At 60.4% G+C, this 13,966-nt stretch carries 16 protein-coding genes; 9 read left to right on the top strand and 7 right to left on the bottom strand.

Annotation, left to right across the window (positions count from 1 at the left end):
* Window positions 1–71: 71 nt before the first annotated feature.
* Complete coding sequence (locus tag EI293_RS04635) at window positions 72–1,028, bottom strand: cation diffusion facilitator family transporter (protein ID WP_125435958.1); 957 nt, start codon at window positions 1,026–1,028, stop codon at window positions 72–74.
* Window positions 1,029–1,180: 152 nt separating this feature from the next.
* Here EI293_RS04635 and EI293_RS04630 point away from each other — a divergent pair, with 152 nt between their 5' ends.
* Window positions 1,181–2,560, top strand: a complete 1,380-nt coding sequence (locus tag EI293_RS04630; RefSeq protein WP_125435957.1) for an APC family permease — start codon at window positions 1,181–1,183, stop codon at window positions 2,558–2,560.
* 118 nt (window positions 2,561–2,678) lie between these two features.
* On the top strand, window positions 2,679–3,344 hold the full coding sequence (locus EI293_RS04625) for a phosphatase PAP2 family protein (RefSeq protein WP_170170240.1): 666 nt from the start codon (window positions 2,679–2,681) through the stop codon (window positions 3,342–3,344).
* A 19-nt stretch (window positions 3,345–3,363) separates the two neighbouring features.
* Here the strand turns inward: EI293_RS04625 and EI293_RS04620 are convergent, their stop codons facing one another.
* The 6 genes from EI293_RS04620 to EI293_RS04595 all read right to left on the bottom strand — a co-directional run bounded on the left by EI293_RS04620 (window position 3,364) and on the right by EI293_RS04595 (window position 8,097).
* The gene (locus tag EI293_RS04620; protein WP_125435955.1) at window positions 3,364–3,888 is read right to left on the bottom strand and encodes a GNAT family N-acetyltransferase; all 525 of its coding nucleotides are present in this window, start codon (window positions 3,886–3,888) and stop codon (window positions 3,364–3,366) included.
* Between the two features lie 213 nt (window positions 3,889–4,101).
* Complete coding sequence (gene hemB / locus EI293_RS04615; RefSeq protein WP_125435954.1) at window positions 4,102–5,094, bottom strand: porphobilinogen synthase; 993 nt, start codon at window positions 5,092–5,094, stop codon at window positions 4,102–4,104.
* Window positions 5,095–5,186: 92 nt separating this feature from the next.
* Complete coding sequence (locus EI293_RS04610; protein WP_125435953.1) at window positions 5,187–5,708, bottom strand: hypothetical protein; 522 nt, start codon at window positions 5,706–5,708, stop codon at window positions 5,187–5,189.
* A gap of 177 nt (window positions 5,709–5,885) precedes the next feature.
* Entirely contained in the window at window positions 5,886–6,104 is a 219-nt protein-coding gene (locus EI293_RS04605) for a hypothetical protein (protein WP_125435952.1), read from the bottom strand.
* Between the two features lie 218 nt (window positions 6,105–6,322).
* Window positions 6,323–7,588 carry an ornithine--oxo-acid transaminase gene (gene rocD / locus EI293_RS04600; RefSeq protein WP_125436260.1) on the bottom strand — a complete coding sequence of 422 codons (1,266 nt, stop codon included), beginning with the start codon at window positions 7,586–7,588 and terminating at the stop codon, window positions 6,323–6,325.
* Window positions 7,589–7,656: 68 nt separating this feature from the next.
* Window positions 7,657–8,097, bottom strand: coding sequence for a hypothetical protein (locus tag EI293_RS04595; RefSeq protein ID WP_125435951.1), 441 nt, complete (start codon window positions 8,095–8,097; stop codon window positions 7,657–7,659).
* A gap of 109 nt (window positions 8,098–8,206) precedes the next feature.
* Between EI293_RS04595 and EI293_RS22475 the strand changes: the two genes are divergently transcribed.
* From EI293_RS22475 to rimO, 7 genes are all read left to right on the top strand, one after another.
* Entirely contained in the window at window positions 8,207–8,437 is a 231-nt protein-coding gene (locus EI293_RS22475; protein WP_394343389.1) for a DUF5522 domain-containing protein, read from the top strand.
* A gap of 102 nt (window positions 8,438–8,539) precedes the next feature.
* Window positions 8,540–8,779 (top strand): 50S ribosomal protein L28, encoded by a 240-nt coding sequence (gene rpmB, locus EI293_RS04585; RefSeq protein ID WP_044003635.1) that lies wholly within the window; start codon window positions 8,540–8,542, stop codon window positions 8,777–8,779.
* A gap of 188 nt (window positions 8,780–8,967) precedes the next feature.
* On the top strand, window positions 8,968–10,614 hold the full coding sequence (locus EI293_RS04580) for an aminopeptidase P family protein (RefSeq protein ID WP_125435949.1): 1,647 nt from the start codon (window positions 8,968–8,970) through the stop codon (window positions 10,612–10,614).
* Between the two features lie 228 nt (window positions 10,615–10,842).
* A complete protein-coding gene (rpmG, locus tag EI293_RS04575) occupies window positions 10,843–11,025 on the top strand; it encodes a 50S ribosomal protein L33 (RefSeq protein WP_022825071.1) in 183 nt (60 codons plus the stop codon).
* Between the two features lie 7 nt (window positions 11,026–11,032).
* The gene (locus tag EI293_RS04570) at window positions 11,033–11,194 is read left to right on the top strand and encodes a DUF4295 domain-containing protein (protein ID WP_125435948.1); all 162 of its coding nucleotides are present in this window, start codon (window positions 11,033–11,035) and stop codon (window positions 11,192–11,194) included.
* 177 nt (window positions 11,195–11,371) lie between these two features.
* Window positions 11,372–12,349, top strand: a complete 978-nt coding sequence (gene ftsY / locus EI293_RS04565) for a signal recognition particle-docking protein FtsY (protein ID WP_125435947.1) — start codon at window positions 11,372–11,374, stop codon at window positions 12,347–12,349.
* 290 nt (window positions 12,350–12,639) lie between these two features.
* Window positions 12,640–13,953: a 30S ribosomal protein S12 methylthiotransferase RimO gene (gene rimO, locus EI293_RS04560; RefSeq protein ID WP_125435946.1), complete on the top strand. Its 1,314-nt coding sequence runs from the start codon at window positions 12,640–12,642 to the stop codon at window positions 13,951–13,953.
* Window positions 13,954–13,966: the final 13 nt, after the last annotated feature.

Here is a 13,966-nt window from a genome sequence, read left to right as displayed (position 1 = left end):
CCAGGCTACTGGCGGCCATTTCGCCGGAAGCAACTGGCCGCTAGAAACCACAACCAACCAAACAGAAACAACTATATCTGGGGAGAAGGGGAATCGGTGGGGGAGGGGTGGCGCTGTTTGCCGGTGAGGCCTTTGGCTTCGATGAAAATGCGCTTAAACTCCGGGTGCTTGGCCCGGATAACGTTCTGCAACTGATCTACGGCCGTCTCTACCTCGTGAGCCGAGAGGTGGTCGTGAAACTCCACGTCGAGGGCCAGCACTACGTCCGTCGGGCCCATATACATGGTAAGCGGCCGGCGTACGGCTTCCACGCCGCGCTGGGCGCGGGCCAGCGCTTCGAGGCTGTCGAGAATTTCGTCGTCGACGCCTTCGCCTACCAGCAGGCCCTTGGTTTTGTAGATCAGGAAGATGGCCACCGACACCAGCAAAATGCCGATGCAGATGGATGCCCCGCCGTCAAAATATGGGTTGTTGAGCGCGTGCCCGAAGTACACGCCGGCCAACGCAATGGTCAAACCCAGCAGCGCGGCCAGATCTTCCATCAGGATGGCGAATACCGAGGGGTCCTTGCTGCGGCTCAGCGTGGCCCAGAACCCGGCGTCGCCGCGGTCCTTGTTGAATTCACGGAACGCCAGGAAGCAGGAAATGCCCTCGAACAGCATCGAAAGGCCCAGCACCCAGTAGTTCCAGGTGGGGTCGGTGATGGGAGCGGGGTGCTTGAGGTGCTCGATACCCTCGTAGAACGACATGCCGCCGCCCACCGAAAACACCAGCACGGCCACAATCAACGCCCAGAAATACAGCTCCTTGCTGCGCCCAAACGGGTGGCGGGCGTCGGCCGGTTTCTCCGACTGCTTCACGCCGTAGAGAATCAGCAGGCCGTTGCCGCTGTCGACCAACGAGTGAATTCCCTCGGACAGCATGGCTGAGCTACCCGTGAAGAAGGCCGCCACAAACTTGCTGATAGCAATGGCGACGTTGGCCCCGATGGCCCCGTAAATGGCAATTTTAGATGAACCAGCAGACATACGTAGGAGTGCGTGTGCCTGCTGGTACGCGCCGGGTTAGGTTGAGGTTGGAAATGCCGGGCCTTGTCGCGCCGCCGTCATCCGAAGGGCGTAGAATACGGGCCGTTGAACATTCCGGGTTTCTGCGACTTTTACAGCTTCTCTCCTCCCGTATGCCCGACCTCGACTCCCCTGTTGCCCCGTCTGAAGCCACTGCCCCGTTGCGCCGCCGCCTGGGGCTGGTGCAGGCCACGGCCCTGAACATGATTGACATGGTGGGCATCGGGCCCTTCGTGACGCTGCCGCTGGTGATGGGCTTCATGGGGCCGAACTTCCTGCTGGCCTGGCTGGTAGGCGCGGGCCTGAGCGTGGTGGATGGCCTGATCTGGAGCGAACTGGGCGCGGCCTACCCCGAGGCCGGCGGCTCCTACCGCTTCCTCAAGCTGGCCTACGGCGAGCAGAAGTGGGGCCGGCTGTTCTCGTTTCTCTACGTGTGGCAGACGCTGGTGCAGGCCCCGCTGGTGGTGGCCTCGGGCGCCATCGGCTTCGCGCAGTATTTCGGCTATTTGGTGCCACTGACGGAGTGGTGGCAGCCCAAACTGGTATCGGGCGTGGTGGTTTTGCTGCTGATTGCGCTGCTCTACCGCCGCATCGAGGACATCGGCAAGCTGGGCGTGATGCTCTGGATGGGCGTGCTGGGCCTCATGGGCTGGCTGATTTTCGGGGGCGTTACGCACGCTACGGTGCCGGTGGCGTGGCTGCCCGAGGGCGGCCTCTCGGCGCTGCCGGGCGTGCTGCTCTCGGCCGCCATGGGGCAGGCCACCGTCAAGACCATCTACAGCTACCTCGGCTACTACAACGTGTGCCACCTGGGCGGCGAAATCAAGGAGCCCCAGCGCGTGATTCCGCGCAGCATCTTCCTGAGCATCCTCGGCATCATGGCGCTGTACCTGCTGCTGAACTGGAGCGTGGGCTCCGTGATTCCGTGGCAGGAGGCCCAGCACTCCGAGTTCATCGTGAGCAGCTTCGTGGAGAAGATCTACGGGCCGCTGGCGGCGCAGGTGGCCACGGCGCTGGTGCTGTGGGTGGCGTTTGCCTCCTTGTTTGCGGTGCTGCTGGGCTACTCGCGCATCCCCTACGCGGCGGCCGCCGACGGCGAGTTTCTGCACATCTTCGCCAAAACCCACCCCACCAAGCACTTCCCGCACGTCTCGCTGCTGATTCTGGGCGGTGTGGGCTTCGTGTTCAGTTTGCTGTTCCGGCTAGGCGAGGTCATTTCGGCTATCCTGGCCATGCGGATTCTGGTGCAGTTCGTGGGCCAGGCCGTGGGCCTCGTGCTGCTGCGCCGCCGCAACGGCACGGCGCATTTACCGTTCCGGATGCCGTTGTACCCACTGCCGGTGGTGCTGGCGGTGGCCGTGTGGCTGTGGGTGTTCTGGAGCACCGGGCCGCAGTTCATGCTTTCCGGGCTGGCCGTTACCGGGGCCGGGGTGGGGGCGTTTCTGCTCTGGAGCCGCCGGCTGGGTCGGTGGCCGTTTCAGGAAAAGCATTAGGCGTGCATTAATGGCAGATTAAATTTTGATTAATTATTAAAATTTATATATTTATTTGAATTTTATCCTTGAATACAGCGCCATGATACCCGCCATTGATCAGCGTATTTTAGAAGGCATGAATGAATTCATGCACAAGTCGCCGGCCTTCGATGAAATGGTGGCCTTTTTGAGTTACAACAGTCTTTGCAAAGGTGCTGTGTTTACCATGGTGCTGTGGTGGCGCTGGTTTCAGTGCCGTGATACCGCTCTCGGCAATGGGTGCCGACAGGTAGTGCTGGGCGTCCTGGCGGGCTGTCTGCTAGGCATCGGAGTAACCCGGGTGCTAACGCACGTTTTTCCGGAGCGCCCACGGCCCTTGCACAATAAGGAGCTGCATCTGATAGCAGTGGAAAAAGACCTGCTATCTGACTCTGCCGATACCAGTTCGTTTCCCAGCGACCATGCTACCGTATTTTTTGCGCTATCCACGGGCTTCTTCTTTCTCTCGCGGCGACTAGGAATTGCTGCTACAGTCTACGTTATCGTCTTTATCTGCCTGCCCCGGCTATACCTGGGGCTGCATTACCCTACCGACTTGCTGGCGGGCGCGGTAGTGGGCGTCGCCACCGCCCTGGCCGCCAACCTGCCAGCCGTACGCCAGATATTCTATGCGCCTCTCGTCCGATGGCAATACGTGCATCCCAGCCCATTCTACGTGGGTTTGTTTTTGATGAGCTACCAGCTAGACGAAATGTTCGGCGGGGTCAGGCATCTTCTCAGCTTTCTGGCTTCCCGGTTCTAGTGCTGAGAACGGCAGTAATTCAATTGCCAGCCTGCTTGCTTAATTCCAGCCACTTCTCGTAGCAGAAAAACCGCAGCCCCGGCCGGAACGCCAGCGTGATTTCGCCGACGTAGCGGTAGCCCAGCTTCGGGAAAAGCCGCTGGGTGGCCTGGTTTTCGGAGTTGGTATCCACGCGTAGCACCCGCAGGCTTTGCTGCCGGGCCAGCACTTCGGCCTGCGTGAGTAGCGCGGCAGCCAATCCGTGGCCCTGGGCCTGCGGGTGCACGGCCAGCCGGTGCGTGACGAGGGCCGGCTCGGCGGCATCCCAGTCGGCCTGGGCGTATTCGGCGTCCTGGTCGTTGTGGGTGAGGGCGGCCACGGCAGCTACCTGGCCATCCAGCTCGGCTACCCAAAGATGGCCCTGCGCAATATCCCGCCGGAAAACCTCTTCGTTCGGGTACTCCGCCGTCCATTGCCAGTTGCCGGCCGCATTCATCAGCGGCACCACCTGCCGGATGAGGTCGAGAACGGCGGGCAGGTCGGCGGCGGTGGCGAGGCGGGGCATTGGGTGAAGTCAAAGGGGAAAAGCAGTTAAGCAAAGAACGTCATGCAGAGGCGCAGCCGAAGCATCTCGCGTGCTGACGTTGCCAAATCGTTGAACGGCAACCGCTCCGTAGCCCAGGGTTTAAACCCTGGGCTAGTAAAGCAACATCAGCACGCGAGATGCTTCGGCTGCGCCTCGGCATGACGTTGCTTTTTTTTTGCCTCGTCGCTTGGGCTACCCGCGCCGCAGCACTTCGGCGGCTTCCTTGGCGAAGTAGGTGAGGATGGCGTCGGCGCCGGCGCGCTTGATGCTGGTGAGGACTTCCATCATGGTTTTCTCGCCGTCGAGCCAGCCGTTTTGGGCGGCGGCCTTCACCATGGCGTACTCGCCCGACACGTTGTAGGCCGTCACGGGCAGGTGGGTGTTGTCGCGCACTTCCCGAATCACGTCGAGGTAGCTCAGGGCCGGCTTGATCATCACCATGTCGGCGCCTTCCGCTTCGTCGAGGGCCAGCTCGCGCAGGGCCTCGCGGCGGTTGGCGGGGTTCATCTGGTAGCTTTTCTTGTCGCCTTTCTTGGGGGCCGAGTCCAGCGCGTCGCGGAACGGGCCGTAGAAAGCCGAGGCGTACTTGGCCGTGTAGCTCATGATGCTCACGTGGCTGAAGGCGTTGCTATCCAGCACCTCCCGAATCCAGGCCACGCGGCCGTCCATCATATCCGAAGGCCCGATGATGTCGGCGCCGGCGCGGGCCTGGGCCAACGCCATCTGGCCGAGCACCTCCAAAGTGGCATCGTTGAGAATCTCGCCCGATTCGGCGTCCACCACGCCGTCGTGGCCGTCGGAGGAGTAGGGGTCCATGGCCACGTCGGTCATCAGCACCACGTCCGGAAACTGCCGCTTGATGTCGGCTATGGTCTTGAGGTAGAGCCCCTCCGGGTTGGCCGATTCACGGGCCAGCCGGTCCTTAAGGCCGTCGTTGATGCTCGGAAATGGCGCGAAGCTCTGGATGCCCAGCTCCACGCAGCGGCCTACTTCGTCGATGATTTTGTCGGCCGAAAATCGGAAAATGCCCGGCATGGAGTGGATTTCCACTTGCTGGCTGTGGCCTTCAATCAGGAAAAGCGGGAAGATAAAGTCGTGCGTCGTGAGGCGGGTTTCCTGCACCATGTCGCGGATAATCTGCGACTTGCGGTTGCGGCGCGGGCGGTGCGTGGGGAGCTGGGGCATACGAAAACTTCAGTTGGTAAGATGAGATAGAACAACCGGTGCGAAGGTAAGGTTGCCGGGCGGGCCATTGGTAGCCTGGCCGTGGTTGGCCGTTACATGTTGAAAAACTCCTGGAATATCTCCAGCCAGGCGTGCTTGCCCCCGATGCCCAGCACCACAAAATAGTAGCCAAGCAGCACCACCACGGCCCCCACGCCCAGACCCAGCCAGCCGCCCAGCGCCAGGCCCGCCACCACGCCGCCCACCACCAGCAACGCCCCCAGCACCACATGCAACGCATCGTGCCGACGTGGGGCCTGGGGCCGGGCTACGGCAGTGGTTTCGGGGTGCTGCCGTAGCACCGGCCGTTGCAGGAAAGCCGGGGCCAGGCGTGGCCGTAGGACTCGGCCCGTAACCGGCCGGGGCATCTGCCGGGCCGCCACCGGCCGCGTAGCCGGCTCGGGTGTTACGGATAATGTAGTAGCTGCGGCGCTGGCTGCTTCGGTCACGGGCTGGGCCACTGGGGTGCTGGTAGCCGCCGGAGCGGGGCGAAAGGAGAAGGCGGCCTGCTCGCTGCGGCAACTGCTCAGGAGCAGCACCGCCACCCACCAGCGGAACCGGATAGTTGTTTGCATAGCCCGAAGGTAGAGACAAACGATGTGCGCTTTTAACCGCCCGGCAGAATGGAGGACTGATTCACGCACAAGAAACCGCCGTGCGGCACCCCAAAAGGGCATCGGCACGGCGGCAGAGAGTAGTCAGGAGGGGAGTGGCAAAACGGAATTAACGCCCTGCAAAAGGGCTGGCAGCAGCTATTGCTGGCGGAAGGAGGCCGCTTCGGTAGTCGTCATCACCACGCGGGTGGCTTGCGGCCCCTGTGAATCGTGCAGTAGCAGCACCGTGCTGGCCGAGTCGGAAGGGAAGGACGTTACGGCTCCGAAGGTACGGGTTACAAACGTAGGGCGGCTGGTCTGGCAGCTGGCCAGTACGCTGATAACGCCACAGAATAGAATCACCCGAAGAGTACGCATAACGGTAAGGTTTTGAGGAAGTAATGCGTCAAAGGTACCGTGGGTGGCCGGCCCTCTGCCTGCTTCTTCGGTCAACCGGCTACGGTCGGCGGCCAGTGCGCCGGTTTTGTCGGCGGGGTATGACAGGAGCCGGTGAACGGTGGCCTATTCACGCCGAACGACCTGCCGGGCGGGCAGGTCGTTCGGTTATCAAAAGCAGATCAGAATAGCGGAAACGCCTAAAACTCCCGGATTACCTGCTCAATAATGTCACAAGCTTCGTGCAGCTGTTCTTCGGTAATGACCAGCGGCGGGGCAAAGCGGATAATGTCGCCGTGGGTAGGTTTGGCCAGCAGGCCGCGCTCCATCAGCGTCACGCACACGTCCCAGGCCGTGCGGCCATCAGCGGTAGGTTTGATAACTACCGCGTTGAGCAGGCCCTTACCACGCACCAGCTCAATTACCTCGGGGCGCTGCTGCTGCACGCGGCGCATCCGCTCCCGGAAAACCTCGCCCAGTGCTTTCGCATTGGCGGGTAGTTTTTCATCGAGCAGCACATCCAGGGCCGCGCGCAGCACCACCGAGGCCAGCGGGTTGCCGCCGAAGGTAGAGCCGTGCTGTCCGGGCTGAATGGTGAGCATGATTTCGTTGCGGGCCAGTACCGCCGATACCGGCAGCACGCCGCCGCTCAGCGCCTTGCCCAGAATCAGGATATCGGCATGTACTCCCTCGTAGCACACGGCCAGCAGTTCACCGGTACGGCCCAGGCCGGTCTGGATTTCATCGGCAATGAATAGCACGTTGCGCGCCTTACATAGCGCCGCCGCCTTGGCCAGATACCCTTCAGCGGGTACCATCACGCCGGCTTCCCCCTGGATGGGTTCCACCAGAAAGCCACACACGTGCGGGTCTTGCAGGGCTTCTTCCAGCGCCGCCAGGTCGTCGTAGGGCACTACCTGATAGCCGGGCATGTACGGGCCGAAGCCGCCGGTCGAGTCGCCGTCGGTGCTGAAGGAGATGATGCCGGTGGTGCGGCCGTGGAAGTTGTGCTCGGCTACTAGAATGCGGGCCTGGTTGGGCGCAATGCCTTTCTCCTGATACCCCCACTTGCGGGCCAGCTTGAGGGCCGTTTCCACGGCCTCCGCTCCGGAGTTCATCAGCAGGGCCTTGTCGTAATTGAACAGCTCGCACAGCTGCTTTTCGGCCGCGCCCAACTGGTCGTTAAAAAAGGCCCGGCTGGTGAGCGTGAGCTTTTGGGCTTGCTCCGTTAGGGCCCCGATAATGCGCGGGTGGCAGTGACCCTGGTTGACGGCCGAGTAGGCCGAAAGAAAGTCGAAGTAATGTTTGCCCTCTACATCCCAGAGGTGAACGCCTTCGCCCCGGCTCAGCACCACGGGCAGCGGATGGTAGTTGTGGGCACCGTACTGGTCCTCCAGGGCCATCAGCTCCTGGCTGCGGCTGGCGGTGGCGGTGTCGGAAACGGCGGGGTGGGACGACGACGACATAAGTGGGCAGAAATTGAGGTTGGAGGTGTTCAAAGCTACGGAAAACCGGAGCGGCTAGTGGCGGTGGGCTACTCGGGGCGGGCGGCCAGCTTTTCTTCCAGGTCCCAGTATTTGCCCAGGTAGTTACCTTCTTCCCGGCCATCGGCGTGTAGCAGTAGCCAGTCCTGCACGGCGGCTTCCGAGAATTCTACCGGGACTAACTGAGCGGCGCCGGCACGCAGAATATGGCCCCGCAGCTGCCGGCCCTGCCAGGTTTCTAGGGCTACTATCACCAGCTCGGGCGTAGCGGCTTCGTTTAGCACGCGGGCCGTGAGATAGAGGCGGGTGTCGGGCGGGAGGCCCTGCTGAAACCGTTGCCGGGCCGTGCCCAAAGTGCGCTGGGCTTCCCGCAACGGCAGTACCGGCAGAGGCCCAGCCGACGATTGAGCCACCTGTGTCACCAGCCAGACCAGCTGAGCGGGTAGTGCCTGCTGGGCTATTCCTGCAAACGACGACAGGACAAGGAGCAAAAGGAAAAGCCGGATAAGGTGCATACGATGCGGAGAGCCGGCGGCCGGAACAGGAGCCGCCGCTGTTGGTATAGGTAAGATACAAACAACGCCCGGCTTCGGTTACCGCGTGGCTGTCGGCCCCCTGCGTATCTTGCCGCTTCATCTGATTCTGCGTTTCGTGCCTTCAGCCGCTCCCCAGCCTCTTCAGCCCGGCGACTTCTATCTCACCCCGGAAGGATACATGGTATTCACCGAACAGTACCATCGGCGGCGCGGCTCCTGCTGCGGCAACGGCTGTCGGCACTGCCCGTGGCAGGCGGCGCGCGACAAAAAGAAGGCGAATTCGGGCCCGAAATAGGGCTAACCCGCTATTTTCCAGCCTTTGGGTTTGCTTCTATCGAAATACTTCGGATATTTGCGTCCCTTTTTCTAGCATTGAAACCTCTAAGCTCCTAATATCATGGCCCGAGTTTGTGATCTGACCGGCAAGCGTACCCGCGTAGGCAACAACGTTTCGCACGCCAACAACAAGACGAAGCGTAAGTTCTATCCGAACCTGCAGAAGAAGCGCTTCTACATCCCCGAGCAGGACGCCTGGGTTACGCTGAAAGTTGCCACCAGCACCATCCGCACCATCAACAAGAACGGCATCATGTCGGTCCTGAAGAAGGCGAAGGAGCAGGGCTTCATCGTATACTAGTCTTCTCCTTCCGGAGAAACCAGTTGGTTTTTTTGCGCGAAGCTTCCGCGGCCCGTGTGTTCTTTCCGGAACGCGCAGGCGGCGGAAGCTTCGCGTTGTTGTAGGTGGGGTAGCGTTGCGTTACTTTCGTGGCAGAGACCAAGTCTGAGCGCGCAACGTGTGCGGCGTGGGCTGGTCTTTGCCCTGCTATGCGCTACTCCCTTCTCGCTTCTCCCCTCCTGCTGCTGCTGCTGGCCGGTCTGCTGGCCGTTACCGCACCCGCTGTTCAGGCCCAACGGGCCGCCGGCCCCAACCGGCCGGCCGATTTCCTGGACCCCGGTTTCCATAAGCAGCGGCGGGAATTGTTGCGCCAGGCTTTGCCGGCGCGCTCGGTGGCCGTGCTGTTTGCCGCCCCCGTGCGCAACCGTGCCAACGATGTTGATTTCGTCTACCATCAAAGCCCTGACTTCTACTACCTCACCGGCTACGAGGAGCCCGAGGCTGTGCTGGTGCTGTTCAAAGAACCGCAGACCATTCAGGGCCAGACGGGCGTAACGGAGGCCCTGTTCGTGCAGCCGCGCGACCCGAAAGCCGAGCAGTGGACCGGGCGTCGTCTGGGTACCGAAGGCACGAAGCGGGAGCTGCAGGTGCAGTTTGTAGCTGATAACAAGGAGTTTGCCACGGCCGGCATCAAATGGGCTGACTTTACTACCGTACATTTCCTGGAACTCCCCACGGATGTGCGCGACGATTCCCGCAACCCGGCCGACCTGTTCAACCTGGTAGCCACGTTCCGGCAGCAGGCCGCCGTACCGGCCGATTTCAACCCGCGTCAGGCGGAACTGTACGCCAGTATACAACGCTATGGGGTGGCCAACGCCACCAATCTGAAGCCCTACCTAGAGAACCTGAGCAAACAGATTCCGGCGCTGGCCCAAGACGAATACGTGCAGAACTACCTCAAAGCCACGACCGATGCTGAGCGTCAGAAAGCTGTGGCCGCCCGCCCTGTCACCCGTTTTGATATGGGTACGCTTGATGACGCGCTGGACCGGCTACGGGGCGTGAAAACCCCTCCCGAGCTGGCTCTGCTCCGCCGAGCAGTGCGCATTAGCGCAGTAGGCCAGCAGGAAGTGATGAAAGCCACCCGGCCCGACATGGGCGAAATAGAATTGCAGGGCCTGCACGAGTACGTATACAAAAAATATGGGGCCGAATTCGAAGGCTACCCCAGTATTGTGGGGGCCGGGGCCAATGGCTGCGTGCTACACTACATTGCCAACGATAAGCCCAAAGTGCAGAACGAGTTGCTGCTGATGGACTGCGGCGCGGAGTACCACGGCTACACCGCCGATGTTACCCGTACCATCCCGCCCAGCGGCAAGTTCAGCCCTGCCCAGCGGCAGATTTATGAGCTGGTGCTGGCCGCTCAGGAAGCTGGGTTTGCAGCCTGTAAGCCCGGTGCCGACTTCCAAGCCCCCGACAAAGCCGCCCGCCAGGTAATAACCGACGGACTGCTGAAACTGGGCCTCATCAGCAAGCCCGAGGAAGCCCGCCGCTACTTCCCGCACGGTACCAGTCACCACCTGGGTCTTGATGTGCATGATCGGGGTGGTAACGGTCCGTTGCAGGCCGGTCACGTCATCACCGTGGAGCCGGGCATCTACATTCCTGAAGGCAGCCCCTGCGACAAAAAGTGGTGGAATATCGGTGTGCGTATCGAAGACGATGTGCTGATTACCGAAAAAGGCTACGAAAACCTCTCGCGGGAAGCCCCGCGCACCGTGGCCGAAGTGGAAGCCATGATGGCCAAACCCAGTGCCCTCGACGATTTTAAGTTGCCGGAATTACGCTAAGCCAAAAGAAAGAATAACGTCTGGATACGTTGATTTTCAGCGTTTAGCTGCGGTGGAAAACAGCATAAAAAGCGTCTGACGGGCTGCTTTGGCCTTTCGACGGACTTAGCTAAACCAGAAGAGCCGGCGTGGTCTGGCTAACAGCTTAGAGCTAATCCCTTTATTCTGTTTGACTTTTCCGAAAGTCCTTGTACCTTTGCAGTCCTTAATCCCAAAACCCCCGTCGAGATGGCTAAGAAAGGCAACCGGGTGCAGGTAATCCTTGAATGCACTGAGCATAAGAACTCGGGGCAGCCGGGCACCTCGCGCTACATCACCACCAAGAACCGTAAGAACACGCCTGAGCGTATTGAGTTGAAGAAATTCAACAATGTGCTCAAGAAGATGACTGTTCACAAGGAAATCAAGTAACTGAGCAATGGCTAAGAAAGTAGTAGCAACCCTGAAAACCGCTACCGGCAAAGACTGGGCAAAGGTTATTCGTGCCGTGAAATCGGAAAAGACTGGTGCCTATACTTTCCGCGAGGAAATGGTGCCCGTTGAAAAAGTGCAGGACTATATCGCCACCGGCGTTAAGTAAGCACTGGCCTTTGTGGCAGTTCTGAATAAGTGAAGAAGTCCCGCCAGCGTGGGACTTTTTTGCGTGTTAGGGACTTAGTGATTAGGGCTTAGGTCTTAGTTGCGTGCGTCCTCGGCTTCTTCGTTGGCTTAGTATTGCCGAGCTAAGTCCAAAGACCTAACCCCTAAGACCTACAATATGGGCCTTTTCGATTTTTTCAAGAAGGACAAGGAAAGCAAGGAGCAACAGCAGGCCCTCGATGAGGGGTTGCAGAAAACCAAGACCAGCTTCTTCGACCAGCTCAGCAAAGCCGTGGTGGGCAAAGCCACCGTCGACGAGGCCGTGCTTGATGACCTGGAAACCATGCTGGTACACGCCGATGTGGGCATCGACACCACGGTGAAGGTGATTGACCGCATCGAGAAGCGCGTGGCCCGCGACAAGTACGTGAGCACCTCCGAGCTGGACCGCATCCTGCGCGAGGAAATCGTGGAGCTGCTCGATGCCAACAGCGGTGCCACCGGCTCCCGCGCCATCCTAGACCGGCCCGACAGCCCCGGCTCGCCCTTCGTGATAATGGTGGTGGGCGTGAACGGCGTGGGCAAAACCACTACCATCGGCAAGCTGGCCCACCGTTTCCACTCGGCTGGTAAGAAAGTGGTACTCGGTGCCGCCGATACGTTCCGGGCTGCGGCCGTGGATCAGCTTATCATCTGGGGGCAGCGGGTGGGCGTGCCGGTTATTTCGCACGGCATGAACACCGATCCGGCTTCTGTGGCCTACGACGCGGTGCAGAAAGGTGTGGAAATGGGCGCCGATGTGGTGATTATCGATACGGCCGGCCGCCTGCACAACAAGGTGAACCTGATGAACGAGCTGAGCAAAATCAAGCGCGTGATGCAGAAGGTGATTCCCGACGCGCCCCACGAGGTGCTGTTGGTGCTCGATGGCAGCACCGGCCAGAACGCCTTCCTGCAGGCCAAGGAGTTCACCAAAGCCACTGAAGTATCGGCCCTGGCCATCACCAAGCTCGACGGCACGGCCAAGGGCGGCGTGGTCATCGGCATTTCCGACCAGCTCCAAGTGCCCGTGCGCTACATCGGCGTGGGTGAGAAGATGACCGATCTGCAGCTGTTTGACCGGACGACGTTCGTGAATTCGCTGTTTAAGAAATAGATAGAAAACAACAAACGCCTGTCATCCTGAGCAGAGCGAAGGACCTTATCACGTCAGCACGAGTCGTCGTTTCGGTTGTCGTTCCAGCGTAATAAGGTCCTTCGCTCTGCTCAGGATGACAGGCGTTTTTGTTGCTGCCTGCCGGTGCCGCGGCTGCACAAAGAAACTTCCTCAGTAGGAAAAAGCGTTGCCGCCTGCGTACCTTTGCGGTCCGATTTTCGTCGCGGGCTGTAGCGGGCAACTTTCTCACTGATAAGAAATTGCCCGGCCGCCCGCCTACCCAATCCAGCATGAAAGTAAGAAGCCAGCAGGCCAATAAAGTCAACGTCATCACCCTCGGCTGCTCCAAGAACATCGTGGACTCGGAGGTGCTCATGGGCCAGCTTCGCGCCAACCAGTTTGAGGTGACGCACGAAGCCGAGAAGAGCGACGCCAACATCGTCATCATCAACACCTGCGGCTTTATCGACAACGCCAAGCAGGAAAGCATCGACACCATTCTGCGCTACGCCGACGAGAAGGAAGCCGGCAAGCTGGACAAACTCTATGTGACAGGCTGCCTCTCGCAGCGCTATAAGGACGACCTGGAGGTGGAAATCCCACAGGTGGATGCCTTTTTCGGGACCCTGGAGCTGCCGCAGCTGATGAAAACGCTGGAGGCCGACTACATGCACGAGCTGGTGGGCGAGCGGCTGCTGACCACGCCCAAGCACTACGCCTACTTCAAGATTGCCGAGGGCTGCAACCGGCCCTGCTCGTTCTGCGCCATTCCGCTGATGCGCGGCAAGCATATGGACCGCCCCATCGAGGACTTGGTGAAGGAAGCCAGCCGCCTCGCCTCCATGGGCACAAAGGAGCTGATTCTCATTGCCCAGGATCTGACCTACTACGGCCTGCAGCACTACGGTGAGCGGAAGCTGGCCGACCTGCTCCGCAACCTGTCTGACGTGAACGGCATCGATTGGATCCGGCTGCAATATGCCTACCCTTCACAGTTCCCGATGGACGCGTTGGACGTAATGGCCGAGCGGGAAAACATCTGCAAGTACCTGGATATGCCCCTGCAGCATATTTCAGATAACATGCTGAAAACCATGCGCCGCGGTATCAGCAAGCGCCGCACGGTGGAGCTGGTGGATACCATCCGCCAGCGAGTGCCGGGCATTGCGCTGCGCACCACGCTCATTGCCGGCCACCCCGGCGAAACCCAGCAGGACTTCGAGGACCTCTACAACTTCGTGGAGGAAACCCGCTTCGACCGTCTGGGCATTTTCACCTACTCGCACGAGGACAATACGCATTCCTACACCCTGGAAGACGACGTGCCGGCCGAAGTAAAGCAGGACCGCGCCGACCAGATTATGGAGCTGCAGCAGGGCATTTCGATGGAGCTGAACGAGGAGCGCGTGGGCCAGACCCACAAGGTGCTCTTCGACCGCAAGGAAAGCGGCTACTTCGTGGGCCGCACCCAGTACGACTCGCCCGAAGTGGACAACGAAGTACTGGTGCCCGCCACCAAAGACACCTACGTCCGCCTCGGCGACTTCGCCCAGGTGCAGATTACCGAGGCCTCCGACTTCGATTTGTACGGCAAGCTGGTGTAAGCCGGCTTTCCTG

Origin of the sequence: Hymenobacter perfusus (genome assembly GCF_003944765.1) — a bacterium.
Taxonomy (GTDB): Bacteria; Bacteroidota; Bacteroidia; order Cytophagales; family Hymenobacteraceae; genus Hymenobacter; species Hymenobacter perfusus.
Note: the sequence above shows the minus strand (reverse complement) of the source record. Positions and strands in the feature narration are given on the sequence as shown.